The organism is Aeromonas sp. A04 (assembly GCF_047780465.1).
GTDB classification, from domain to species: Bacteria; Pseudomonadota; Gammaproteobacteria; order Enterobacterales; family Aeromonadaceae; genus Aeromonas; species Aeromonas bestiarum.
This window is the reverse complement of record NZ_JBLNHP010000001.1, coordinates 1052508-1077925: the sequence shown is the minus strand read 5'-3', so window position 1 is coordinate 1077925 and position 25418 is coordinate 1052508. Positions and strand designations below refer to the sequence as shown.

The window sequence follows — 25418 nt, the reverse complement described above, 5'->3', positions numbered from 1 at the left end:
CATGCACTTTGCCTCTTTCAGTGACTTCATGGCGATGGGCGGCTACGCCTTCTATGTCTGGCTCTCCTTCGGTCTGACCCTGATCTGCCTGGTCGGCATCGTCATTTCCACCCGGTTGAAGACCCGCAGCCTGCTCGGCGAATTGCGTAGCAAGCAGGCCCGCGAGACCCGCCGCAAGGCGGCCCAGCAGATGGAGAACACCCTATGAACCCGAGACGCAAGAAACGCCTCACCATCATATTGGCGATAAGTCTTGGCCTCGCCGCAGTGATAGGCCTAGTGCTCTATGCCCTCAGCCAGAATATCGATCTCTTCTACACCCCGAGCGAGCTGGTGGAGGGCAAGGGGCCGGACAAGATCAAGCCGGAAGAGGGGCAGCGCTTGCGCATCGGTGGCCTGGTGGTACCGGGTTCTGTGCAGCGGGATCAGCAGAGCCTCAAGGTGGCCTTCAAGCTGGTGGACAACGGCGGCCATCTGGTGACCGTCGAGTTTGACGGCATACTGCCCGACCTGTTTCGCGAAGGGCAGGGCATAGTGGCCCAGGGTACCCTCAAGAACGCCACTACTGTGGAGGCGTTCGAGGTGCTGGCCAAGCACGATGAGAACTACATGCCGCCGGAAGTGGCCGATGCCACCAATGGCATGCATTTCAAGCCGGAATATACCGAGGCGCAGTTGAAGGGAGCCAAGCAATGATCCTGACAGCATTCGCACCGCTTTCACCATTTCAAGCCGGTTTACAGGTTCGTGCTGCGGCTCATTTGAAAGGAGTTCAGCCATGATCCCGGAATTAGGACAGTTTTCACTGATCCTGGCCTTTGCCACCGCCCTGCTGCTGGGCGTCTATCCCTTGCTCGGTGCCCAGTGGGGGCGGCTCGGCATGATGTCGGCGGCCCGTCCGCTGGCCTATGCCCAGTTCCTGCTGCTGCTGCTGTCCTTCCTGTGCCTGACCTGGGCCTTCATCGACAATGACTTTACCGTGCAGTATGTGGCCACCAACTCCAATACCCTGTTGCCGCTGGCGTATCGGATCTCCGCCGTCTGGGGCGCTCATGAGGGCTCACTGCTGCTCTGGGTACTGACCCTGGGTGGCTGGACCGCGGCTGTGGCCCTGTTCAGCCGCAGCCTGCCGCTCGATGCGGTGGCGCGGGTACTCGGCGTGCTGGGGCTGATCTCGGTCGGTTTCACCGCCTTCGTGCTGTTCACCTCGGATCCTTTCACTCGTACTCTGCCTTACTTCCCGGTGGATGGACGCGACCTCAATCCGCTGTTGCAGGATCCCGGCCTCATCTTCCACCCGCCCATGCTCTACATGGGCTATGTGGGCTTCTCGGTGGCGTTTGCCTTCGCCATCGCCTCCCTGATGACGGGGCGTCTCGATGCCACCTGGGCGCGCTGGTCCCGTCCCTGGACCATGGCGGCCTGGGTCTTTCTGACACTCGGTATCGTGCTGGGCTCCTGGTGGGCTTATTACGAGCTTGGCTGGGGTGGCTGGTGGTTCTGGGATCCGGTGGAAAACGCCTCCTTCATGCCCTGGCTGGCGGGCACTGCCCTACTGCACTCGCTGGCGGTGAGCGAGAAGCGAGCTACCTTCAAGGCCTGGACAGTGCTGCTGGCGCTCTCTGCCTTCTCCCTGAGCCTGCTCGGCACCTTCCTGGTTCGCTCCGGCGTGCTGGTCTCGGTGCATGCGTTCGCCTCCGACCCGACCCGCGGCCTGTTCATCCTGGGCTTCCTGCTGGCGGTGATCGGCAGCTCGCTCTTGCTATTCGCCTTCAAGGGCTCCCAGGTGAAGAGCCACGGCAAGCACGAGCTGTGGAGCCGCGAGACCCTGTTGCTGTGCAACAACATCATGCTGGTGGCGGGTCTGCTGACCGTGCTGCTCGGCACCCTGTTGCCGCTGGTGCACAAGGAGCTGGGGCTTGGCAGCATCTCCATCGGCACCCCCTTCTTCAACCACATCTACAGCTGGCTGATCATTCCGTTTGCCCTGCTGCTGGGGATGGGCCCGCTGTTCCGCTGGCGCCGTCAGGATCTGGGTGAGCTCAAAGGCAAGGTGATCCTGGCGCTGGTATTGAGCCTGGCCGCCGCCTTCCTGCTGCCGCTGCTGCTGGCCGAGGAGTTCAAACCCTGGGCCGCGCTCGGCATAGGCCTCGGGGCCTGGATCATAGTTACCAGCGTGCAGGAGACCTGGGTGCGCGCCACCCACAAGCACAGCTTTGCCGTCGGCGTGCGTCGGCTTGGCAACAGCCACTGGGCCATGATCCTGGGCCACGTGGGGCTCGCGGTCAGCATCATAGGCATCGCCTGTACCCAGAACTACAGCATCGAAAAGGATCTGCGCATGCAGGCCGGCGATCGCGTCCAGTTTGCCGACTACGAGTTCGTCTTCACCGGCATCAAGGAGAAGAACGGCCCCAACTACGACGGCTTCAAGGGCGTGCTGGAAGTGCACAAGGATGGCAAGCAGATAGCCCTGCTCAAGCCGGAGAAACGCATGTACAAGGTGAGCCGGATGCCGATGACGGAAGCGGCCATAGACGCAGGCTTCACCCGGGATCTCTATGCTGCGCTCGGCGAGCAGCTCGACAACGGTGCCTGGGCGGTGCGGATCTACTACAAACCCTTCGTGCGCTGGATCTGGTTTGGCGGCGTCTTCATGGCCATCGGCGGTGTGCTGGCGATGCTGGACAAGCGTTACCGTTTCGGCCGTCGTGACGAGGAGGCCAAGGCATGAGCAAGAAGACCTGGTTGTTTCTGATCCCCTTCATCATCTTTCTGCTGGGGGCCGTCTTCCTGTTTCGCGGGCTCTACTCAGACCCCACCAAGCTCGAATCCGTGATGGTGGGCAAGGAGGTGCCGGTGTTCACCCTGCAGGACATTTATGACCTGAACAAGCAGCATGACAGGAGCATCCTCAAGGGACGCCCCATGCTGCTCAACGTCTGGGCCACCTGGTGCCCGACCTGCTATGGGGAGCATACCTACCTCAAGCAGCTGGCGGGGCAGGGGATCTACATAGTCGGCATGAACTACAAGGATGAGCGCGCCAAGGCCATCAACTGGCTGGCGGAGCTCGGCAATCCCTACCAGATCAACCTGTATGATCCGGATGGCATGCTGGGGTTGGATCTGGGGGTCTACGGCGCGCCCGAGACCTTCTTCATCGACAGCCAGGGCATCATCCGCTATCGCCACGTGGGGGACGTCAACCCCGAAGTCTGGGCATCGACCCTCAAACCCATCTTTGATGCCATGAAGTGAGGGAGAGCCTGATGAGAGTATTGATTGCATCCCTGCTGTTGCTGGCAGGATTGGGTGGCGCCGGTCAGGCGCTGGCCGCCATCGATGTCTACACCTTCGACAACGATGCCCAGGAGCAGACCTTTCGCGAGCTGACCAAGGAGCTGCGTTGCCCCAAGTGCCAGAACCAGGACATAGCCGATTCCAATGCCGGGCTGGCCAAGGATCTGCGCGACAAAACCTACCAGATGGTGCGCGAGGGCAAGGAGAAGCAGGAAGTGGTGGACTACATGGTCGCCCGCTACGGCAACTTCATTCTGTATAACCCGCCGCTGATGGCGTCGACCCTGATCCTCTGGCTGGGCCCGCTGCTGGTGATCGTCATAGGTGTCGTCACTGTGGTGGTGCGCAGCCGCCGTCGTCCCGCGGCAGCCAGGCCGACGGATAGCGCCCTGAGCGCGGAGGAGCAGCGTCGTCTGACTGCCCTGCTCAAAGAGGAAGAGAAACAATGACCGCATTTTGGATAGTGATCGCGGCCCTGCTGGTGCTGGTGAGTCTGGCGCTGGTACTGCCGCTGTGGCGCGGTGAGGGCAAGCAGAGCATCAGCCGATCGGCCCTCAACAAGCAGCTCTATCGCCAGCGTCTGCTGGAGATTGGCGAAGAGCGTGAACAGGGCATATTGGCGGAGGAGCCGGACTCCCTGGTCGAGCTGCAACGCAGCCTGCTGGACGACATTCCCGACGTGGAGCAGACCGCCCGTGGTGGCAAGAGTCTGATCTGGATCCCGGGTGTGCTGGTGCTGGTGGTGGTGAGTCTGGGACTCTATTACCAGCTCGGTTCCTGGCGGGAAGTCCAGCGCTGGCAGGATGCCAACAGCCGGCTCGGTGAGCTGAGCAACCGCATCCTGGTGGAGCGGGATGCCCAGGTGACCGAGCAGGATCTGATGGACTTCATGCTGGGTTTGCGCACCCGTCTGAAAGACGAACCGAACGATTACCGCGGCTGGCTGCTGCTGGGTCGCCTGTCGCTGGATGGCAATGATCCCGAGATGGCCCGTGAGGCACTGGAGCGGGCCTATGCGCTGGCACCACAGAAGGCCATGGTGGCCGTGCCCTATGCCCAGGCGCTGATGATGACAGGAGATGACGCCCAGGCCGATGAGCTGCTGCGTAGCGCCATCGCGCTGGATCCGGCCAACATAGAGGCGCGTTCCGTTTATGCCTTCATGGCGCTGCAAAAAGAGGACTTCAAGACGGCGCTGCTGCGCTGGCGCGAGATGTTGCCGCTGATGGAGAAGGGCTCGACCCGCTACGCCATGGTGGAGCGCTCCATCGACTATGCCGAGCAGCAGCTGAAGCAGCGTAGCATGGCGGCGCCAGGCGTGCCGGCGACCCAAAGTGAACAGGCACAGAGCCAGGCGCCTGCCCAAGTGCTGGAGGTGAAGGCCGGTGAGTTCCCGCTGCACGTCACCCTGGCTCCCGGCATCCAGTTGCCGGAGGATGCCCATCTGTTCGTGTTTGCGGTGATCCCCAACGGTCCGCCCATGCCCATCGCGGTCAAGCGCATCCCGGGTCCCCAGTTCCCGCTGACCCTGTCACTGGGGGATGGCGATGCCATGATGGAGGGCAGCAAGCTCGCCGCCTACCCGCAGTTGCAGTTCAAGGCGCGGCTCTCCCGCGGTGGCAACGTCATGAACAAGGAAGGGGCGTTTGAAGGGGTATCGGCTCCGATCCCGACGGACGCCATTCCGTCAGCACCGATTGACATTCGCATCGATCACGCCCTCTAATACTCCTTTGGCCCGGCCCCTCGATGGGGCCGGGCTGCCTATAATTCAGATTAATCACAATAAAAAGCTAGGACTTCCATATGTATGTGCGTTTAGGGGCATTGATGGTGGCCTTGTTGCTGGGTGGCTGTGCAGGTGGCCCGCCCAAGCCGGGTCCCGAAAGCCTTGACCTCAAGGAGACCCCGAGTCGACCAGAGGCGACCAGCACGGCCAGCGATGGCCGTGACCCGTTCCAGGGGGCCAACCGGGCCATGTGGGCGGTCAACTACGATGTGCTTGAGCCCTATGTGGCCCGCCCCGTGGTGCATGGCTATGCCCGCTACATTCCGCAAGGGATGAAGGACGGCATCGAGAACCTGGTCGAGAACTTCAACGAGCCGAGCAGCATGGTCAACCACCTGATCACGGGGGATCTGAAGGGGGCGGGGACCAACCTGGGTCGCTTTACCCTCAACACGACCCTGGGTCTGCTGGGGATCTTCGATGTGGCCAGGCACACAGGGCTCGAGCGCAACAAGCTGGAACTCAATACTGTGCTGGGGCGCGCCGACATCGGCGATGGCGCCTATCTGATGGTGCCCGTCTACGGCCCGACCACGACCCGCAAGCTGGTGGGGGACACCATAGACACCATTTACTTCCCCTATGCCCTGCTGACCTTGCCGCTGCGTATCACGCACTGGGCGCTGGATGGCTTGGGCACGCGTTCCAAGCTGATCGATCAGGAGCGGATCATCGACAACGCGCTCGATCCTTATGCCCTGACCAAGGACTTCTATCTGCAATACAACCAGAACAAGGTGACGGGTCGCCAGACCGAGATCAAGCAGGAGCAGAAGGAGAAGGTGGACGACACCAATCTGGATGAATACCTGGATGAAATCGATCAGTGATGCCACTGGTTGTGCAACAAAGGCGCCTGTGGGCGCCTTTTTCATCTTGGTGCCGCGAATGCCGCCCATAAAAAAACGCCCCGCAGTGCGGGGCGTTTTGGCAAGAAGCGGCTATCAGGCAGCCAGGTTCTTGGCCACGAATTCCCAGTTGACCAGAGTCCAGAAGGTTTCCATGTACTTGGGACGCAGGTTGCGGAAGTCGATGTAGTAGGCGTGCTCCCACAGGTCGACGGTCAGCAGCGGGGTAGTCCCGGCTTCGGTCAGCGGGCAGCCGGCGTTGGAGGTGTTGACGATGGCCAGGGAGCCGTCGGCTTTCTTCACCAACCAGGTCCAGCTGGAACCGAAGTTGCCGATGGCAGACTTGGTGAACGCATCCTTGAACTCGGCAAAGGAGCCGAACGCCTTGTTGATGGCATCAGCCAGGGCGCCGGTCGGCTCGTTGCCGCCGTTCGGGGAGAGGCAGTGCCAGTAGAAGGTGTGGTTCCAGATCTGGGCGGCGTTGTTGAAGATGCCGCCAGTGGAGGTCTTGATGATCTCTTCCAGGGACTTGCCTTCAAACTCGGTACCCGGCACCAGGTTGTTCAGGTTGACCACATAGGTGTTGTGGTGCTTGCCGTGGTGGTATTCCAGAGTTTCCTGGGAGATGTGCGGTTCCAGAGCATTGATTGCATAGGGCAGAGCGGGAAGTTCGAATGCCATTTTCTACTCTCCATTGGCTGGCCGTGCGAAGGCGACGGTTGCAAGACATTGCGTACTCTTTTCTATTTTGAAAAGAATTGTTCTTGAAATGATGGGGCCAAACGGCCCAAAGCCCGTCGATTGTACCAGCATCAAAGATGGGCTAACAACTCTTGATTCTCGCCATGACTTGGATCAAGCTGCGGCGTATTGATTCATCACTTCTTGCATCCGGGACGGTTTGTCAGTTTGTGGTCTGCCCGGATTGCAGTAGAATGGCCGCCGAAATCGCTCTAGTGAGGCACCTATGGAAACTATTGAAAAGATCAAACAGCAGCTGGCTGACAATCCCATCATCCTTTACATGAAGGGTTCCCCCAAGCTACCCAGCTGCGGTTTCTCTGCCCAGGCCTCCCAGGCTCTGATGTCCTGTGGCGAGCCGTTTGCTTACGTCGACATACTGCAAAACCCGGACATCCGTGCCGAGTTGCCGAAGTTTGCCAACTGGCCCACCTTCCCGCAGCTGTGGGTCGAGGGTGAGCTGGTCGGTGGCTGCGATATCCTGATCGAGATGTTCCAGGCCGGCGAGCTGCAGACCCTGATCAAGGAAACGGCCGCCAAGCACAAGCAGGATGACGCTGCCGCCGAATAAGGTCGCATCTGCATCATGCAAAAAGGGGAGCCAATGGCTCCCCTTTTTTTATTCCACGGCTGGCATCAGGCGATGCGTTCGATCCGCGCCATGTAGAAGCCGTCAAAACCGGTCGCGGACGGGCTGACGGTGTGGTCATCCCGCAGACGGTAGTTGTCGTTGGCAGCCAGGAACTTGTCCACCTGCTGGCGGTTCTCCTGGGGCAGGATGGAGCAGGTTGCATAGACCAGCAGACCGCCGACCTTCACCATCTGGCTGTAGCGCTGCAGTATCTCTTCCTGCAGGGCGACCAGAACAGGCAGACGCTCGGCGGTGTCGCGCCACTTGGCATCCGGGTTGCGCTTGAGCACGCCCAAGCCCGAGCAGGGCACGTCCAGCAGCACGCGATCGGCGGTGCCTTTGAGGCGCTTGACAGTCTTGCTGCTCTCGATGACGCGGGTTTCCACGTTGTGGGCACCGGCGCGGCGGGCGCGCTGCTTGAGGTTTTCCAGCTTCCACTCTTCCACATCCATCGCCAGCAGACGGCCCTTGCCGTTCATCATGGCGGCGATGTGCAGCGTCTTGCCGCCGGCGCCGGCGCAGGCGTCTATGACGCGCATGCCAGGCGTCACTTCCAGCGCGGCAGCCACCAGCTGGGAGCCTGCATCCTGCTGCTCGAAGCAGCCATCGGCAAAGGCCTTGGTGCGGAACAGGGCGGCGTCCGAGGTGACCTGCAGGGCGGTATCCACGCCCTCAACGGGAATAGTGGTGACATGCTCTTTGGCCAGAATGGCCTGCAGCTCTTCACGGGTGCACTTGAGGGTGTTGACCCGCAGGTAACGCTTGGGCATCCAGGCCAGGGCGGCGCGCTCGGCAGGCCAGGCCTCGCCGAGCTGCTCGCTGCCCAGTTTTTCCAGCCAGCTGGGGCAACCGTCCATCAGCACGGGGTTCTTCTTCGCTTCGGTCAGGCGGCGACGGAATGCCTCCTCATTGAAACGATCCAGGGTCGGATGGTTAGGTTGAGCTATCTTGTGAAAAGCGTGCCAGCTGTGCAGCAGCGGCCAGACATTCTTCTCGGCCTGACGTACCTGAATGCCGGTCAGGGCGCAATAGAGGCTGAGGCGACGCAGCAGATCGCCAGTGACCAGAGCAATCCTTGCCTGTTCTTGCGGTTTGAGTTCGATGCCGGAGAAGTGACGGGCATAGGCGCGGTCCAGAGTGAGACCCTGGCCCAGCACATCGTCAACAATGGCAACGATCAGGTCCCCGAAACGGGGCAACAGTGGGGATTTGAGCATGAGATTAACCTTGGTCAGATAAAGACGAACTGTCGTCATGGTGACGCAGCTCTAAAACTGATAAATCCGCGCAATGATAGGGGCTAGACAGGGTTGGTGCAACACTCCCCATTCGGGGAATATACAGACGATGGCGCTGGACTAATCAGACCAGCAGGAAAATGATGCCGGTTGCAGTTCAGGTGAGTGCATTTAAAAGGACTAAAAAGATGCAGTTAATGAAATATTCTCCCTTGGCGCTGGTCGTGGCCAGCCTGATGAGCTCGGGTGGCCTCGCGGCCAAGGAGTGGAACACGGTAGCGGCGCGCGCCACGGCGGCGGACGGCTATGAAGTGCGGGCCAACCAGTTCCGGGTGGCCAAGGTGCCCCTCGATTACTTTGCCGGACTGCAGGCCGGGGCGCGTCAGCTGACCCTGCCACTGCCGGACGGGGGTGAGGTGAGCTTCACCCTGCAGGCCTATGACCTGCTGCCCGCCGATCTCGCCGCCAGGTATCCCGAGATCCTGACCTTCAAGGGCCATAACCCGGCGGCGCCGGTGGAGACGGGTCGCTTCGACCTGGGCCCGCAAGGTTTCCACGCCATGTTCACCCACCAGGGCAAGACGGTGTTCGTCGATCCGCTGCGCAATGCCGAAGGCTATGCCGTCTATTATCAGCAGGATGCCTACAGCCGGCTGGAAGAGGAGGCCGACAAGGTGATCGGGGCTGACGCCAAAGCCCTGGCCCGCAAGGTGCAAGTGGATGGCAACGAGCGCAAGCGCTACATCATCGCCATCTCGGCGGCCGGGGAGTACACCCAGTTCCACGGGGGGTCCAAGGTGCTGACCATGGGCGCCCTCGCCACCCTGCTCAACCGGGTGAACGAGGTATATCAGCGCGATGTGGGGGCCGAGTTCCAGCTGGCCAGCGGCAATGACGCCATCATCTTTACCGATCCGGCGAGCGATCCGTTCAGCAATGACGACACGGATGTCGATGTCAACGGCGCGGTGCAGGCCAATGCGCAGACCTTGCCCAGCGGGGCGCTGGGACCATTCGACATAGGCCATGTGGTCAACACGGGTGGTGGTGGTCTGGCCGGATTGGGTGTGCTCTGTACGGCCACCAAGTCGGACGGCATGACGGGTTCATCCACCCCGGTGGGGGATGCCTTCTTTATCGACTATGTGGCCCACGAAATCGGCCACCAGTTCGGTGCCGATCACACCTTCAACGGCACCACTGGCAGTTGTGGCGGTGGCAACCGTGAGGCGGCACAGGCCTGGGAGCCGGGCAGTGGCACTTCCATCATGGCCTATGCCGGTATCTGTGGTGACGAGAACATCCAGCCCCACAGTGACCCCTATTTCCACAGCAAGTCCATCGAGCAGATGCGGGCGCACATGGCAACCGTGCCGACCTGTGGCACCACGCTGCCCCTTGCCAACAATGCTCCCCAGGCGGCTGCCGGGGCCAGCCATATCATTCCCGCCAACACCCCGTTTGTGCTCAAGGGTGCCGGGGCTGATCTGGACACGGATCCCCTGACCTACACCTGGGAGCAGATTGATCTGGGCAACCTGTCCAGCAGCGCCCTCGACATGATCGATGACGGCTCCCGTCCGTTGTTCCGCTTCGTGTCGCCGACCAGCTCGCCGGAGCGGATCCTGCCGAGCCTGCCATCCCTGCTCTCCGGCTCGCTGGCCAAGGGCGAGGCCTGGCCCACCACCAACCGGGATCTCAACTTCCGGCTCACTGTGCGTGACGGCAAGGGCGGCGTCGCCAGCGATGACATGAAGGTGCAAGTAGTCAACACCGGCAGCGCCTTCCGCCTGACCAGCCCCCTTGGCGTTATGGTGACGCCGGGCGCCAGCCAGGCGGTCGGCTGGGATGTGGCGGGCACCAGCGCGGCCCCGATCAACTGCAGCAAGGTAGACCTGTCCGTGACTCAGGATGAGGGCGCAAACTGGGCGACCCTGGCCAGCGGCCAGCCCAACAGCGGCTCGGCCACCGTCACCCTGCCGGCCACGCTCACCAGCAGCGTCAGGCTGAAAGTGGCCTGCAGCGACAACATCTTCTTCGCCATAAGCCCGCTCAAGTTGCCTGTGGTGCAAAGTGGCGGCAACTCGGGCGGTGGTGGTGGCGGTACGCTCGGTTTCTGGACCCTGGCGCTGGCCCTGCTCGGCTGGCAACGGAGGCGGGCATGAGAGTCACCGGCTTGCTGCTGCTCACGCTGCTCGGGGGCTGTCAGGCGGATGCCGACACCCTGGAGCAGGCGGTCAGCGCCAGCCTTGCTAAACAGGATTACCGGCTGATAGTGCGGGCCGGGCGTGGCGAAGTGGCGCCCGGCATTGCGACCGGTGAGCAGGAAGCGGCCAAGGCGCGCTGTGGCGTGCGCTATCTGGAGGGCTTGGGGGATGTCATCAAGCCCGATCAGAAAGAGGCTCAGGCCAGGCTGAGGGCCTATGCGGCCGAATATAACCAGCGCATGCTGGCCCATTGTCCACCGGCCGCCGGCAAGCAATAAGCCCGCAGCCGGGTGTGGGCAGAAAAGGGGAGGCGCAAGCCTCCCTTTCTTTTTTGGGCGCTGGCATTTGGCCGCCCTGAGGCTTGTACCCATGGCGTGCTCGTCGCACAATGCCAGCACGCATGGCCGCATCGGCGGCAAGAGAGAAGGAAAATCAAGATGATGGATGTGGCTGATCTGCGCCGTGAATACACCCAGGGCGGATTGCACCGGGCCGATCTGCCGGCCGACCCCCTGGCACTGTTCGAGAAGTGGCTGGCCCAGGCCTGCGAGGCCAAGTTGACCGATCCCACCGCCATGGTGGTGGCGACCGTGGATGCCGAGGGGCAACCCTGGCAGCGCACCGTGCTGCTCAAGCACTACGACGCCGAGGGCATGGTGTTCTACACCAACATGGGCAGCCGCAAGGCGCGCCAGCTGGAGGGCAATCCCCGCATCAGCCTGCTCTTCCCCTGGCATACCCTGGACCGCCAGGTGCACGTGACCGGCCGGGTGGAGAAGATGAGCACCTTCGAGGTGATGAAGTACTTCCACAGCCGCCCCAAGGACAGCCAGATAGCCGCCTGGGTTTCCCAGCAGTCGACCCGCATCTCGGCCCGCGGCGTGCTGGAGGCCAAATTCCTCGAACTCAAACAGAAATTTGCCAAGGGCGAGGTGCCCTTGCCGAGTTTCTGGGGCGGCTTCCGAGTGGTCATCGACACGGTCGAATTCTGGCAGGGTGGCGAGCACCGGCTGCACGATCGCTTCTACTACAGCCGGGAAGGGGAAGGCTGGCACATAGAGCGGCTGGCGCCCTGATCCCCCGTTTATCCCTCTGCAATCCTGTGCTGACAAGGAGTCTGTATGCGTCTGTATGGCGATCTGAGATCCGGCAACTGCTACAAGGGCTGGCTGCTGGCCCGCTGGCTGGCATTGCCTCTCGACTGGGTCTCTGTGGATATCCAGGCCGGTGACACCCAAACCCCGGCCTTTCTGGCCATGAATCCCAACGGCAAGATCCCGGTGCTGGAGCTGGCCCCCGGCGATACCCTGGCGGAATCCAACGCCATCCTCTTCTATCTGGCGCAGGGCTCGGCGCTCTGGCCGGCGGAGCCGCGTCAGCAGGCCGAGGTGCTCAAGTGGCTGTTCTTCGAGCAGTACAGCCACGAGCCCTACATAGCGGTGGCGCGCTTTATCGTTCACTATCTGGGCCGCCCCGAGTCCCAGGAGGCGCGACTCGACGGCCTCAAGGCCGGTGGCGAGCGGGCGCTGGCGGTGATGGAGCAGCAGCTCAAGCGTACCCCTTATCTGTGCGGCGAGGCACCGACCATCGCCGATATCGCCCTCTATGCCTACACCCATGTGGCGGAGGAGGGGATCTTCTCGCTGCAGGGCTGGCCCGCCATCCAGGCCTGGATCGCCCGCATGGAAGCCCACCCCCGCCACCTGAGCCTGCCTGCGGCCTGTCAGGCCGCCTGATGGAGCTGCTGATCGAACGGGCGCTGTGGCAACCCCATTGGGCCCAAGTGCTGCAGGCCTGGCAGCGGCAGGGCCATCACTGGCAACTGCTGCTCAGCAAGGAGGCCGAGTCCCAGCTGGCTGAGGAGGAGGATCTCTGGTCCACCTGCCGACCCGACGGCCTCCTCTCGGCCACTTCGCTGCTGGCAGCCTGGCTCGACGGCGATCTGATCGCGGATGTTCAGGCGGACCCCAGCCGCCAGATCCTCATCAGCGCCTCTGCTTCCCTGCTGACCCTGGCCAAGGAGAGCGGTCTGCTCACCCTGGGTCCGCTCGGGGCCGATCTGGTGCTGACCGCGGACGACGACATGGGCGCCGTGCTCAACCGCCTGCTCGCCCGCCGTTTGACCGTGCCCCTGCTGCGCGAGCCCGTTGCTGCGTCCTCCTCGGCTGCGCTGGTGCTGCGGCCGCTGCTGGCCGACGACGAGGCCGCAGTGGTGCGCTACTGCGGTGACGAGGCGCTCTCCCGTTATACCCTCAACATTCCCCACCCCTACCCGCCGGAGGGGGCCCGTGACTGGCTCGTCAGCAGCTGGCGCAAGGCGGCACTGGGGCTGGGCTGGAGCTGGGCCATGACGCTGCCACAGGGAGATGAGGTGGCCCCGCTGGTCGGGGTGATCTCGCTGCACTGGAACGGCGAGCTGGCCTGGTGGGTCGGCGTCCCCTGGCAGAATCAGGGGTTGGCCACCCGGGCGGCGCAAGGGGTCAAGTCCTTTGCATTCGACACCTTGCAGCTGCCGGCGCTGACTGCGCGCCACATGCCGGGCAACCTCGCCTCCGGCCGGGTGATGGCCAAGCTCGGCATGCACTATCGCGGGCTGCGCGGCCGAACCGCCCAGCAGCCTTGCGAGGTGAGTTATTGGCGACTGGACAGGGCCATCAGCCTGCCCGAGCCAATGACCCGGCAACTGGCGCCCTGGCTGGCGGACGAGCGGGTGGCCGTGGCTATCCTGCAGGGTGCCGATGCACAGACAGGGTTGGACCATGGCCGCCCGTGGCAGCTCACCCTGTTTCTGGATGAGCAGGGCTATGATCCCGACTCGCCGGGGGGCGCCTCTGATGATGGGGCCTGGCTCGATGTCATCTGCTATCCGCTCAGTGAGCTGGATCTGGCCGAACCCGAGCGGCTGCCTCTGCTGGGTGGTGTGCTGCTCAAGGACAGGGATGAGCAGGGGCTTGCCTGCCTGCTGCAACTGGCCAGCCTGCGGCGTCAGGGGCCCGTCCTGCTCACCCGCACGCAGCGACAGCAGCGGCTCGGCTGGATTGGCAAGATGGCGCGTCGCACCGGCCTGCTCGGGGCCAGTGCCGGGGAGGCGGTGGCCGGGCGCTATCGCCAGCTCTGGCTGCTGGTGGAGCTGCCTGCCCTCATCGATGAGCTGGCCGGGCATTGGCATCAGGGGCCCGAGCTGGCGTTGGCACGGCTTGAGCGAGAGGATGCCGGGCTGTTTGCGGCCTACCACGAGGCCATTGACACCCTGACGCCGGCGGCCTTGCTGGGGTTGCTGCGGCAACTTGCGGCTCGTTTTCCTGAGTCCACCCTCCCATTTCTGGACAAAGGTGCTCAGGCTGACCGGCACTTTGTGGAATAATGCCCGCTCTGCTGTACGAGGAGTAACGCTGTATGCTGAGAACCGAGCGCCCCGGCGACATGTTGCCGGTCTATGAACTGGTGAGCGCCGCCTTTGGCCGTTCCGATGAGGCCGAACTGGTCAACCGCCTGCGCGAGTGTGGCGCCGCCGTGGTGACCATGGTCGAAGAGGAAGAGTACGAGTTCATGGGGCACCTGATGCTGAGCCCGATCACCATTAACGGCCTGGAAGGGCCCTGGCTCGGCTTGGCGCCGGTGGCCGTGCATCCGGACTGGCAGGGGCAGGGCATAGGCTCGGATCTGGTGCGTGAAGGGCTGGATACGGCGCTGGAGATGGACTGGAAGGCGGTGGTGGTGCTCGGCGACCCGACCTATTACGGTCGCTTCGGTTTTCGTCCCGCCAGCGAGTTCGGCCTGCACTGCATCTACGAGGTGCCCGCCGACTGTTTTCTGGCGATGGAGCTGCAGGAAGGGGGTCTGGCCGGCATGGCCGGCGAGGTGCTCTACCACCCGCTGTTTGACGAGCTTCCCGAAGAACAATGAGCAAAGCAACGGCAGCCCTTTGGCTGCCGTTTTGTTATCTGAAAGAGCAGCAAGCGATCTGCCTTTTCCCCCTCGAATAGCCGATGAGTCGCTGTTCTCCCCCGCTTAATCATCCTGGGCAGTACCCGCGACCATGCAACGCATCTTGGCCCCGTGTCGGGATATACGGAGCAAGTCGCCATATCCCTGAATATGACGGTGCTGACCCGCTGTCTGATTGCACGCCGTTGCATTTTTCCGGACGTGTTTCGTTGCAATATCTTGTTACAATTTTGCTCTCGGCAAGATCTGTTTTTGTCTAACGGGTAACACTTTCTGGTTTGACCTCATTATTGATGTTTGACTCAAATGAGGATGTAAAGGTAGGTTGTTGAATATATAAACAAGGAGGCCTAGTGCGATTGCCATGGCTTTAATTATTCATACCTGCCCTTGTCTTATATATATTAGTAGCGTTGCTGTCATATTCGTATCAATCATTCTAATGCGGTAACCTATTTTATTCTCTCACCGGAAAACAACAACCATATGCTCGGTCATGATGATATGGCCTGCCCGGCTATTGTCTGAAAATATCGATCAATCTGGAAAAACCATTGAGCACTGATAGGGATATATTATATGAAAAAACTTTCAGAAATAATCCATCGTGAAGTTTCACAGGGTCGTCGCGATTTTCTCACTTTCTCTTCCATGTCATTGCTTGGCTTGGCGGCGAGCAGCGTTTTTCCTGCCCCGGTGAAGGCCGCTATCTCTATTATGAATAGTGGCACTTTCGCTGAACTGGATGCGATCGACTTTTACGTGATGGCGTCTAACCAGCCCACCGTTGATTCAAATCGGGTCAACTTTGTACAAGAAACCGATGAAGCTCAATATCTTGCCCAGGTGATGTTTCAAGAGTTGATGAAGTTTGAATTCCAGTATCAGAACAGCTCATTAAGCGAAGCGTTAGGCCCTGGCATGAAGCCTAATAATAATGTGCTGACAATGAGTGATGGCATCAACTCGGTCAATGCTATTTTCACCAGCAATCGACGCTATTTTACCGATAATATGGTTGAATATGTGAGTGGCTTGTTGCAGCACTCATATAGCAAACAAAAAGATGTCACAGTGGCTGACCGGAAGCTGTATAACTCTTGGGATATGGTGAAGGTAAATGCGAATATTAAGCAAGCAGAAAAGGGGGCGCAATTTAAAGAGATTATCGATCAGCTATACTCTGTCGCCACCCATTATTGTCAAAATGGAAAGTTAACCGCCTACAAAGCAGGGGGAGAAAACTGGGCTCGTCAACTTATCGGGCACTACTCCAAGAATGAGGTGTTAGACGAACTTATCAGTTCTTTTAAAGTTCAGGAGTATGTGGGGTCAGGCTCATCGTTTGAAAAGGCGATGTGGAAAGTATATAACACCATAAATAAAGTAAGAGCGCTCAATATCTCATCCGGTAGTCACATCTCCAGTGATGAGCTGAAAAAATTTGAACGCACCATGGCGGGTTCTGTTTACAGCGGGTTTGCCATGAACATGAGCTGGGGTCACCAAAGTGAGAAATACACAGTCCTGGCCAACAGGAGAAATTTCGATGATGTAGTGACCTTGTTGAGAAATGAAAGTGGTACTCAGCGCACCTTCTGGAACAATTTCTTCAACCAAAATAGCCCGGATAGCTTCTGGAATGAACTGAATAATATGAGCTTGAGAACGAGCACCTTGCAGGATGGGGATGCCCGGCAGCGTATTCTTCAAAGATACCCTGCTCTGGCAGGGGCGACGGGCAGTATGGCTCCCACAGCCTTCTCCGGTGTGGCTCCCGCTGCCTTCTCCATAGATTCATTCCTTTCCGTGTTTACCTTGTTGCTGGGGGTGGGCAACTTTACCTGGTTGACGGCGACCGATCGGGAGGAATGGAGCAACCCTGTTCCTTTGATGGAGTTGGGGGCTGCCCTTTTTGATGTGACATTGAATCTGATCCAGCTCGGTCGGTTCCTTGATAAAGTGACCATGTTTATTTATGGCAATGGTGAAGGCATCATAAATAGCATAGCCATTAATATGGGGAAATTCAGTCAATTCTTGAGCAACCTTACAGCCAAAGGCCAGCATCTCACGAATGTGCTAGAGCGGCAGATAGCCAGCAAGATGTTTCTCGCCACTCAAAATATCGCTCGGGTTATCAATATATGTTTTATTGGATTGGCGGCGCTGGGGGCAGCCCTGGCCGCGTATAACCTATATCAGGCTGTCGAGGGCGGGGATGTTGGGGATATTATATTTGCTGCAATAAATATGTTGGTCGCCACTGTGGCGTTGGGCGTTGCCATTGCCTCTTTTATGGGGGTTGCCATTGCCGGCCCCTTGGGTATTATTATTGCGGTGATAGGCATAGTGGTGGCCATCGCCCAGTGGATATACTCGTTACTCAAGAAAGAAGAGATCAAACCTACCCCAATCGCGAGATATACCAACGAATATATTAAACCTCGGGGGCTTGAGTATGAAGACCTTGGTGCATATATTTGCCGGGTATCCAGTTACTGGAAGCGTACTCTGGTATGCGCATTCGATGCAAGGACCATGAATACCGATTGGGATTACGTCCCAAGTATCGCTGATCATGATAACCCGATTTATACTCAGCCAGGGGCATTGGTAACCTCCCCAAGAAATGGCAAGATTTATAACTTTGCCAATATTCAGAAGCCAGGCTACGGAAATATATCGAATTTCTTCACGGCGGGAGCCACAACCCCAATCAGTAACTGGCGGCCGGGGAGTGATTTGCAGACCTGCTGGCATGCCGTTGAGAGTCAGGCAAGCAATAATAGTCGCGCCGCAATATTCGTGGTGCTAGGCAACGGCTCAAGCTTTTCACGCGCCTTCTTGACCTCTCATCTGGAAGATGCCCCGACAAGTAGCAATGAGCTGACGAGTCAATTAAATCTGGAGTGGCAAGAATATCCGCTGGATGTGGTTGCCATCAATGGCCTTGATGAGACCATGTTCCTTATCTTTACTACCCGACACATCTATCAGGTGAAAGGTGGTGTAGCACGCAGGATAATATCTGACTTTGTCGGTCAGCGCGATGCACCGATAACCTATGGTCTGAATGCACTGGCACTCGGTACCAACGTGAATTTGATCTATCGGTTAAATGGTCTGCAGGCTCCCGAGACCCGCTACCATTATCTGCTGACCCGGGATGACAATGGTGACTATACCAGTATGAAACTACTGCGGACCATCAATAATCCTCTGTCCTCAGACTCGCCGATTGTTGGCCGGTTGTTCAAGAAAACCAACGATCTGGTTTCGCGGATGGACTTTATGTATCACGATGGCAAAAGTGGTTATGCGCGCTATGGCGCAATTATGAATAAGACTGGCGATGCCTCATTGTCATTGCACAATGGGGTTGAGTTTCAGGTGCCGGATAATGGATTCAGATCCTTCTACAAGAATGCATTTATTCCTAAATAACGCACCCAGTACCCTCTCAATCCCTGGGCCATGAAGGGCCCGTATTGAGCGTGACAGTGCCGCAAATAAGCAGCGCCCTTATCGGCAAAACTCAAAAGCCCTCAGCGAGGGCTTTTTTTATGTCATCCCACGCTCTGCACTGGGTCTTGCTCAGGCGCTGGTATCGAGCAGGTTACCCTTGCGATCCTCGGCACCCGTCATGCCCTCCAGCTGTTTTCCAAGCGGACTCTGCCGGTATTGCAGGTAGTCGATGCGCACCTGCTGGCGCTGGTAGCGATTCTCCATCCGATAGATGTCGGTGGCGTTGGGGGAGGTTGTTTCACTGCTCTCCTGCCCGCTTGCTTGCAGGTAACGCTCCACCACGGCTTTATCCTGCTGGTGGGCGGTATAGGAGACTGCCATGGTCCTGCGGGCGCTTGCCTTCTCCTCGCTCTGCGCCTGCACCTCATCCTTCTTGTCCAGTGCCTGGTTGCGGGCCTGATTGATCTGCTCAGGCGTCACGTCGGGGTAGGAGGGATACTTGCTGTAATCGGGCAGCGGCATGGGCCGGGAGGTGATCTGCATGGTGATGCTTCTCTTCTGAACAGGGACGGACGCATGATACTGGTCCGGTTTCGCTCAAGAAAGCACCATCTGTTTGTTCGTCAAGAGTGGGTTCAGCTTCGCGAATCGATTGTTAATTGTACTGCCGCGGAGTAACAAAAAAGGCGCCATCAAGGCGCCTCTGTCGTTTCTGTCAGCCAGCAAAATCAGCTGAAGAACCAGTAACCACGGTTGACCAGACGGGTCAGCAGTTGCAGGAAACCGGCCTGATCGGTAAGCGTAACCATGTCGGCCTGAGTGATGATGTCCTTGTCACACAGCAGGGAGATGGCGGCTGCATCTTCGCTTGCCAGGGTCCAGGCTTCGCCGTCGATATAGCACTGCTGACTGTCGCCGCTGAACCAGACGGTGCGCAGGCCTGGTACCTTGATGGCGGGCTCGCCCTGGGTCAGCAGGTCGGCCACTTCCTCGGCGCTGTAGTCAGGCTCGACCGGATTGACGTCCAGATCGTGCTTGGCCTCGGAGATCATGGTGCCGAACCACTCCTTGAACAGGGTCTCGTCATCGAGGGCCTGCTGCATCAGCTCGCGCAGACGGTGCATCTCGTGGGGCAGGATCTCGCCGTGGCGGGCGCGGGGCTTGAGATCCCCATCGCCGTAACGCTCGGTGCGCACCTCGTTGTCGATCAGGTGATCGGCAAAGGAGGAGATGAGCGCCTTGGCATCCGGCGCCCGGAAGCCCACGGAGAAGTTCATGGAAGGCTCGATGGCGTAGCCTTCGTGGGGGAATCCAGGCGGAATGTAGAGGATGTCGCCCGGCTCCATGATGACGTCGATGATCGCCTCGAACGGTTCGCAGTGCAGCAGCGCAGCGTGGGCGGCAAACTCGTTGAGAGGCTTGGCATCGCCGACGCGCCAGTGACGCTTGCCCAGGCCCTGGGTGATGAACACATCGTAGTTGTCGATGTGGGGACCTACACCCGCATGAGGGGTGGAGAAGCTCACCATCACATCGTCAAAGCGCCAGCCCGGGATGAACTGGAACGGCAGTGCCAGCTCGTTGACCTCCGGGGCCCAGTGGTTGCAGGCCTGCACCAGTATGGTCCAGTTCTCCTCCCCCAGGTGATCGTAAGATTCGAAGGGGCCGTGGGCCGCTTCCCACTTGTTGTCGAAGCGGGTCACCAGACGGGACTCGATAACCTCTTCCATGGCCAGACCCGCCAGCTCGTCCGGGCTGATGGGATCCTGAAAATTCTTGAAGCCGCCCTTGATAAGGAGCGGGCGTTTCTGCCAGTAATGCTCGAGGAAGTGAGCGATATCCAGATTGAGTTCGTACATAGGTCTTCTCGTCAAAGGGTTCGACAAAGGTCAAGAGAGGTCTTGCCAGAGGCGGCTGCCGGCCTCGGGCAAGCCCTCTTGCAAACTGTGTATAGGGTGTCACATAAAATAACCGGGGCCCTGTTGCAGATCATGCACAGGGCCCCGGTAACGTCATTTATCCGCTTATTTCAGCAGATCAACCAGACGCTGAGCCTGACCGATATAGTTGGCCGGGGTCAGTTTCTTCAGCTCGACCTTGACCGCTTCCGGCAGTTCGAGGGTGTCGATGAAGGTACGCATGCCTTCGGCATCGACGCGGCGGCCACGGGTCAGCTCTTTGAGCTTCTCGTAGGGCTTCTCGATGCCGTAACGGCGCATCACTGTCTGGATCGGCTCGGCCAGCACTTCCCAGTTGGCATCCAGATCGGCGGCCATGGCACCGGCGTTGGCTTCCAGCTTGGAGATGCCCTTCAGGGTCGCCTGATAGGCAATCAGGGAGTAACCGACCGCCACACCCAGGTTGCGCAGCACGGTCGAGTCAGTGAGATCTCGCTGCCAGCGGGAGATGGGCAGCTTGGAGGCCAGGTGCTGGAACACGGCGTTGGCCAGACCCAGGTTGCCTTCGGAGTTCTCGAAGTCGATGGGGTTGACCTTGTGCGGCATGGTGGAGGAGCCGATTTCGCCCGCCACAGTGCGCTGCTTGAAGTGACCCAGCGAGATGTAGCCCCACACGTCCCGATCGAAGTCGATCAGGATGGTGTTGAAGCGAGCCATGGCGTCGAACAGCTCGGCGATGTAGTCGTGCGGCTCGATCTGGGTGGTGTAGGGGTTCCAGTTCAGGCCCAGCGAAGTGACAAACTCCTCGGAGAACTGGTGCCAGTCCACTTCCGGATAGGCGCTGACGTGGGCGTTGTAGTTGCCGACCGCACCGTTGATCTTGCCGAGGATCTCCACCGCCATGATCTGCTTGAACTGGCGCTCCAGGCGATAGGCGACGTTGGCCATCTCCTTGCCCATGGTGCTCGGGGTGGCCGGCTGGCCGTGGGTGCGCGACAGCAGCGGCATGTCACGGTACTCGTGGGCCAGACGCTTGAGCTCGCTGATGAGCTTCTCGCAGCAAGGCTTGATGACCTCGTCACGGGCGGTTTTCAGCATCAGACCGTGGGAGTTGTTGTTGATGTCTTCCGAGGTGCAGGCGAAGTGGATGAACTCGCTGACGGCGGCCAGCTCGGGGTTCACTTCGACTTTCTCTTTGAGGAAGTACTCCACCGCTTTCACATCATGGTTGGTGGTGCGCTCTATCTGTTTGATGCGGGCGGCGTCACTCTCGTTGAAGTTGAGGACTATGCCGTCGAGCAGGGCGTTGGCGGCCGCGCTCAGGGCAGGGACTTCCGGGATCCCGGCGTGGCTGGCCAGTTTCTGCAACCAGCGCACCTCAACTTCGACGCGAAAACGCAGCAGGCCGAATTCGGAGAAGATAGGGCGCAGGGCATCGGCCTTGTCGCCATAACGACCGTCAATCGGGGAAACAGCAGTCAGCGCGGACAGCTCCATGGGGTGAACTCCTGATGTTTGGTGTGGGGGATTCTCATCAACTCGCGCGCCTGTTGCGAGGCCGTTATCAAGGCTCATGTGCTGCTCGCTTGTTGGTAACCGAGAGTGCTCATTTATCGACATAAACTCCGGTACCTGCGCTGCGCTTCACCTTGCTTCTGGCCTCTCACGACGGAGCCCGAGCCGATTCTTAAAAACGTTTGGCCAATTCCACCATCTTCTTGCGAGCGAAGATGATCTGGGTGCGGCTGCCGCCGAGCTGGCGCCACAGCACGCAGGCACGTATGCCCGCCAGCAGCAGGGCGCGCACCTTGTGCTGCACCAGCGGCTGCTGCAGGAACAGCGGAGTACCCGCCACCTGGATCCTGGGGCCAATCGGGCTGATCAGATCGCTGTAGATGCTCGCCATGTTGGCCAGGATCTGCTCGTCGAGCAGATCGAAATGCTGTTGCTGGCGGCCGATCTGACCGATCCGCTCCCCCAGCATGTTGAGTATGTCCTTGCGCTTGGCCAGCTTGCGCTCCAGCGCGATCAGGCTGACCACGTAGCGGGTCAGCTCGGCGTTCTTCTGGCTGCCGTCGGCGCCCAACTGCTCGACCAGGGCGCGATAGCCATCACGAATGGCCAGGTGGTTGCCGAACACCTCCAGCGGCTGCTTGGGGTCGGTCACCAGCACGCTTTGCAGGCTCTCGCGCAGCGAGGCCTCGTCGCAGCTGCCGTCGCGGGCTACTTTCTGTACCAGATAGGCTGCCTGGCAGATGCCGGCAAAGGCCATGGTTCTGTCTTGGAATTTGTCAGTCATATGTTCACGGCCCTGTCTTGTTCGTTCACCGGCTGATGCCGCCGAAGGCCATGATCCGGCCTTGGAATTTGTCGCTCACGTTCGCGGCCTTCTGTTAATTATTCAAAGCACATTCAAGCCAGCTGGCCGAATGCGGTCTGCAAAGGGCCGCGCGTTGCGGCCCTCGTTGTTCATTTATACCGGGTGGCTGAAACGCTGTTCTATGATGCCGCCGCCCAGGCACTCTTCCCCGTCATAGAAGACGGCGGACTGGCCCGGGGTCACCGCAGCCTGCTTCTCGTCGAAGATGACCCGGATGGTTTCATCGTCGATGGGCTGAATGAGGCAGGGAATATCCTGCTGGCGATAGCGGGTCTTGACGGTGCAGCGGCGCGGGGCGCGGATCGGGGTGCGATCCACCCAGTGCAGCTGGCTGGCAACCAGGCCGTCGGAGTAGAGGCGGGGATGTTCGCCCTGCGCCACCACCAGCACGTTGCGCTCGACCTCTTTGTCGACCACATACCAGGCCTCTTCGGTGGCGTCTTTGCGACCACCGATACCGAGCCCCTTGCGCTGGCCCAGGGTGTGATACATCAGCCCCTGGTGCTCGCCGATCACCTTGCCGTCCACGGTTTCGATGGGGCCGGGCTGGGCGGGCAGGAACTTGGCCAGGAAGTCCTTGAATTTGCGCTCACCGATAAAGCAGATACCGGTGGAGTCTTTCTTCTTGGCGGTGATGAGATCCAGCTGCTCGGCGATGCGGCGCACCTCCGGTTTCTCCAGATCCCCGACCGGGAACAGGCTCTGGCCTACTTGCTTCTCGCTCAGGGTGTAGAGGAAGTAGCTCTGATCCTTGTTGCCGTCGAGACCGCGCAGCAGGCGCGGGTGGCCGGTGCTGTCGTCACGGCGCACGTAGTGGCCGGTGGCTATGTAGGTGGCACCCAGCTCTTCGGCGGCAAATTCGAGGAACGCCTTGAACTTGATCTCCTTGTTGCACAGGATATCCGGGTTCGGCGTGCGGCCTGCCTTGTACTCTTCGAGGAAGTGCTCGAACACATTGTCCCAGTACTCGGCGGCGAAATTGATGGTATGCAGTTTCATACCCAGCTTGTCGCAGACGGCCTTGGCATCAGCCAAATCCTGGGAGGCAGAGCAATACTCGTCCGTGTCGTCTTCTTCCCAGTTCTTCATGAACAAGCCTTCGACCTGATAACCCTGCTGCTGCAGCAGGTAGGCCGAGACGGAAGAATCCACGCCGCCGGACATGCCGACGATCACCTTGATTTGGCTGTTGTCTGTCATTAGTCGAAGTTACCAGTTCGTTTAAACGGGGCGTATTCTACCAGAATTTCGCGCCCCCGGTCACATATCCATGCCCTGGCTCCCATCGGGCGCGCAGCGGCAGGAAATCGTTTTTCTATTTGTCGGCACCATGATGAAAAAATGGTGCCAAACGACCTCGGATGGCCTGTTCACTATCTGTCACGAGAGGCCGGAAGCTCGGTAAAGAGCAGCGCAGGAACCTGAGTGTGTAAATACACATGAGCTTTCCTGATTACAAACAAGCGAGCAGCACATGAGCCTTGATCACGGCCTCGCAGCAAGATCGTGGGCAGGCTCTCAAATAAAGGCCTTGAGGGCCGACAGGGGCAAGCGGGTGCCCCCCAGATAATCCTGGATGCACTGCCACACCAGCGGGCTGCGCAGGGCCGGTTTGCACTCGGCTATCTCCTCCAGGGTGAGCCAGTGGCAAGCCAGCACGTCGCCGTCAGGATCCTCTGGATGGTGCTGACCCGGCGCCTTTTCAAGGTCGAAGATGACGGCGGTGCGCACAAAGGTGGCCTCGCTGTCGGCCGGTTTGAACAGATAGGTGCCTAGCCAGGCGCTGGGGGCGGCGGTCAGGCCCGTCTCCTCTTTCAGCTCGCGGCAGGCCGCTTCAATCAGGTTTTCGCCCGGTTCCACATGGCCGGCTGGTTGATTGAAGCGGCGCTGGCCCTTGATCTCCTCCTCCACCAGCAGGAAGCGGCCCTGCCAGTGCACCAGGGCGGCAACCGTCAATCTGGCTTGCATTCTCTCTTCCATCGGCGGGTGCTTGATCATCATGACTCCTTGTCTGTGGTGTGACGGGCGGGACGGCGGGCAGTGCCGCGACCACTGCTGCGGGGCTTACCGCCGGTCGGGCTAGTGGTCGATGCGGTGCTGCGGGGCCGTTGATCCCGTCTCGGTTGGTTTGCCCGCCGTGGCGCCTCGCCTGCCGGTTTGGCTGCGCTGCCATCCGGGCGGGGTGATGAGGGTTTGCGCTGGCGCTGGGCCGGCGCCAGCTCGGGGGCGGGCAGGCTGAGGCTCTGCCCGGGGGCCAGCCCGTCTTCTTGCCAGTTACCCAAGGTCCAGTCGCCGATGGCGTAGCGAATAAGGCGCAGGGTGGGGTGGCCGATATGGGCCGTCATCCGCCGCACCTGACGGTTGCGCCCCTCGATGATTTTGATCTCGAGCCAGCGGGTGGGGATCTCCTTGCGCTCGCGAATGGGCGGAGTGCGCGGCCACACATCGGGCTCATCCATGATGCGTGCCCCGGCGGGCAGGGTCATGCCGTCGTTGAGCTCGACTCCGGCGCGCAGGGCGGCCAGCGCCTCCTCGCTTGGAATCCCTTCCACCTGCACCCAGTAGGTCTTGGGGGTCTTCTCCCCCGGCTGGGTGAGGCGCGCCTGCAGCTTGCCGTCGTTGGTGAGCAGCAAGAGCCCCTCGCTGTCTCTGTCCAGCCGGCCCGCGGCATAGATGCCGGGCTCCTTGATGTAATCCTTGAGGGTCTCCCGCCCCGCCTCGTCGGTGAACTGGCACAGCACCATGTAGGGCTTGTTCAGCAGCAGCAACTTGCGATCGGCGGGGTCCACCTGCGGTTTCTGCCCGGCCTGTTCAGCCTCGTGTGCGTGCCGGGTGCCGGCCCGCGAGCGGGCAAGACCGGGCCGGTTGGCGTCATCCTGTGCGGTGCGGCCGGAGGCGGTCGTGCGGCCTTGGAGAGAGAGACGGGGGCGGGCAGATTTCATCGCATGCATACCAAAAACAGGGGAT

Annotated in this window: 24 protein-coding genes; 15 read left to right on the top strand and 9 right to left on the bottom strand. The window is 60.1% G+C overall.

Annotated elements, in window-relative coordinates; translation table 11 throughout:
• Nucleotide 1: 1 nt before the first annotated feature.
• The 7 genes from ccmD (at nt 2) to ACM3N8_RS04805 (ending at nt 5922) form a co-directional block, all read left to right on the top strand.
• Nucleotides 2–208, top strand: a complete 207-nt coding sequence (gene ccmD / locus ACM3N8_RS04835) for a heme exporter protein CcmD (RefSeq protein WP_042872035.1) — start codon at nt 2–4, stop codon at nt 206–208.
• Nucleotides 205–696, top strand: coding sequence for a cytochrome c maturation protein CcmE (ccmE, locus tag ACM3N8_RS04830; protein WP_042872036.1), 492 nt, complete (start codon nt 205–207; stop codon nt 694–696). Before ccmD ends, ccmE begins: the two co-directional genes overlap by 4 nt.
• An 82-nt stretch (nt 697–778) precedes the next feature.
• The gene (locus ACM3N8_RS04825; RefSeq protein WP_290017193.1) at nt 779–2734 is read left to right on the top strand and encodes a heme lyase CcmF/NrfE family subunit; all 1956 of its coding nucleotides are present in this window, start codon (nt 779–781) and stop codon (nt 2732–2734) included.
• A complete protein-coding gene (locus ACM3N8_RS04820; RefSeq protein ID WP_042872041.1) occupies nt 2731–3261 on the top strand; it encodes a DsbE family thiol:disulfide interchange protein in 531 nt (176 codons plus the stop codon). The genes ACM3N8_RS04825 and ACM3N8_RS04820 overlap by 4 nt, the downstream gene beginning before the upstream one ends.
• 11 nt (nt 3262–3272) lie before the next feature.
• Complete coding sequence (locus ACM3N8_RS04815) at nt 3273–3752, top strand: cytochrome c-type biogenesis protein (protein ID WP_043555993.1); 480 nt, start codon at nt 3273–3275, stop codon at nt 3750–3752.
• On the top strand, nt 3749–5029 hold the full coding sequence (ccmI, locus tag ACM3N8_RS04810) for a c-type cytochrome biogenesis protein CcmI (RefSeq protein WP_290017191.1): 1281 nt from the start codon (nt 3749–3751) through the stop codon (nt 5027–5029). Before ACM3N8_RS04815 ends, ccmI begins: the two co-directional genes overlap by 4 nt.
• A gap of 80 nt (nt 5030–5109) precedes the next feature.
• A complete protein-coding gene (locus ACM3N8_RS04805) occupies nt 5110–5922 on the top strand; it encodes a VacJ family lipoprotein (protein ID WP_043134714.1) in 813 nt (270 codons plus the stop codon).
• Between the two features lie 114 nt (nt 5923–6036).
• Here ACM3N8_RS04805 and sodB read toward each other — a convergent pair whose 3' ends face one another.
• Nucleotides 6037–6621, bottom strand: a complete 585-nt coding sequence (gene sodB / locus ACM3N8_RS04800; RefSeq protein ID WP_005319233.1) for a superoxide dismutase [Fe] — start codon at nt 6619–6621, stop codon at nt 6037–6039.
• 286 nt (nt 6622–6907) lie between these two features.
• On the opposite strand from sodB, the gene ACM3N8_RS04795 reads away from it, so the two are divergent.
• Nucleotides 6908–7252, top strand: coding sequence for a Grx4 family monothiol glutaredoxin (locus ACM3N8_RS04795; RefSeq protein WP_043134716.1), 345 nt, complete (start codon nt 6908–6910; stop codon nt 7250–7252).
• A 65-nt stretch (nt 7253–7317) separates the two neighbouring features.
• Here ACM3N8_RS04795 and ACM3N8_RS04790 read toward each other — a convergent pair whose 3' ends face one another.
• The gene (locus tag ACM3N8_RS04790) at nt 7318–8529 is read right to left on the bottom strand and encodes an RsmB/NOP family class I SAM-dependent RNA methyltransferase (RefSeq protein WP_098984593.1); all 1212 of its coding nucleotides are present in this window, start codon (nt 8527–8529) and stop codon (nt 7318–7320) included.
• Between the two features lie 209 nt (nt 8530–8738).
• Here ACM3N8_RS04790 and ACM3N8_RS04785 point away from each other — a divergent pair, with 209 nt between their 5' ends.
• The 7 genes from ACM3N8_RS04785 (at nt 8739) to ACM3N8_RS04755 (ending at nt 18152) form a co-directional block, all read left to right on the top strand.
• Entirely contained in the window at nt 8739–10715 is a 1977-nt protein-coding gene (locus ACM3N8_RS04785; protein ID WP_290017189.1) for a reprolysin-like metallopeptidase, read from the top strand.
• Nucleotides 10712–11035: a hypothetical protein gene (locus ACM3N8_RS04780; RefSeq protein ID WP_290017187.1), complete on the top strand. Its 324-nt coding sequence runs from the start codon at nt 10712–10714 to the stop codon at nt 11033–11035. The genes ACM3N8_RS04785 and ACM3N8_RS04780 overlap by 4 nt, the downstream gene beginning before the upstream one ends.
• 159 nt (nt 11036–11194) lie before the next feature.
• Complete coding sequence (pdxH, locus tag ACM3N8_RS04775) at nt 11195–11833, top strand: pyridoxamine 5'-phosphate oxidase (protein WP_290017186.1); 639 nt, start codon at nt 11195–11197, stop codon at nt 11831–11833.
• A gap of 45 nt (nt 11834–11878) precedes the next feature.
• Complete coding sequence (locus ACM3N8_RS04770) at nt 11879–12493, top strand: glutathione S-transferase family protein (RefSeq protein WP_241280310.1); 615 nt, start codon at nt 11879–11881, stop codon at nt 12491–12493.
• On the top strand, nt 12493–14121 hold the full coding sequence (locus ACM3N8_RS04765) for a GNAT family N-acetyltransferase (protein ID WP_290017185.1): 1629 nt from the start codon (nt 12493–12495) through the stop codon (nt 14119–14121). The genes ACM3N8_RS04770 and ACM3N8_RS04765 overlap by 1 nt, the downstream gene beginning before the upstream one ends.
• A gap of 32 nt (nt 14122–14153) precedes the next feature.
• Nucleotides 14154–14663, top strand: a complete 510-nt coding sequence (locus ACM3N8_RS04760) for a GNAT family N-acetyltransferase (RefSeq protein ID WP_016350073.1) — start codon at nt 14154–14156, stop codon at nt 14661–14663.
• A gap of 621 nt (nt 14664–15284) precedes the next feature.
• Entirely contained in the window at nt 15285–18152 is a 2868-nt protein-coding gene (locus ACM3N8_RS04755) for a hypothetical protein (protein ID WP_416015511.1), read from the top strand.
• A gap of 150 nt (nt 18153–18302) precedes the next feature.
• Here ACM3N8_RS04755 and ACM3N8_RS04750 read toward each other — a convergent pair whose 3' ends face one another.
• The 7 genes from ACM3N8_RS04750 to ACM3N8_RS04720 form a co-directional block, all read right to left on the bottom strand.
• Nucleotides 18303–18716, bottom strand: a complete 414-nt coding sequence (locus ACM3N8_RS04750; RefSeq protein WP_043134723.1) for a hypothetical protein — start codon at nt 18714–18716, stop codon at nt 18303–18305.
• 185 nt (nt 18717–18901) lie between these two features.
• Complete coding sequence (locus ACM3N8_RS04745) at nt 18902–20032, bottom strand: cupin domain-containing protein (protein ID WP_098984585.1); 1131 nt, start codon at nt 20030–20032, stop codon at nt 18902–18904.
• 165 nt (nt 20033–20197) lie between these two features.
• Entirely contained in the window at nt 20198–21568 is a 1371-nt protein-coding gene (gene purB / locus ACM3N8_RS04740; RefSeq protein ID WP_416015508.1) for an adenylosuccinate lyase, read from the bottom strand.
• 190 nt (nt 21569–21758) lie between these two features.
• Complete coding sequence (gene hflD, locus ACM3N8_RS04735) at nt 21759–22370, bottom strand: high frequency lysogenization protein HflD (protein WP_241280300.1); 612 nt, start codon at nt 22368–22370, stop codon at nt 21759–21761.
• Between the two features lie 174 nt (nt 22371–22544).
• The gene (gene mnmA, locus ACM3N8_RS04730) at nt 22545–23651 is read right to left on the bottom strand and encodes a tRNA 2-thiouridine(34) synthase MnmA (protein WP_416015506.1); all 1107 of its coding nucleotides are present in this window, start codon (nt 23649–23651) and stop codon (nt 22545–22547) included.
• Between the two features lie 318 nt (nt 23652–23969).
• Entirely contained in the window at nt 23970–24449 is a 480-nt protein-coding gene (locus tag ACM3N8_RS04725; RefSeq protein ID WP_172955383.1) for an NUDIX hydrolase, read from the bottom strand.
• Complete coding sequence (locus tag ACM3N8_RS04720; protein WP_416015504.1) at nt 24449–25393, bottom strand: pseudouridine synthase; 945 nt, start codon at nt 25391–25393, stop codon at nt 24449–24451. Before ACM3N8_RS04720 ends, ACM3N8_RS04725 begins: the two co-directional genes overlap by 1 nt.
• Between the last annotated feature and the right edge of the window lie 25 nt (nt 25394–25418).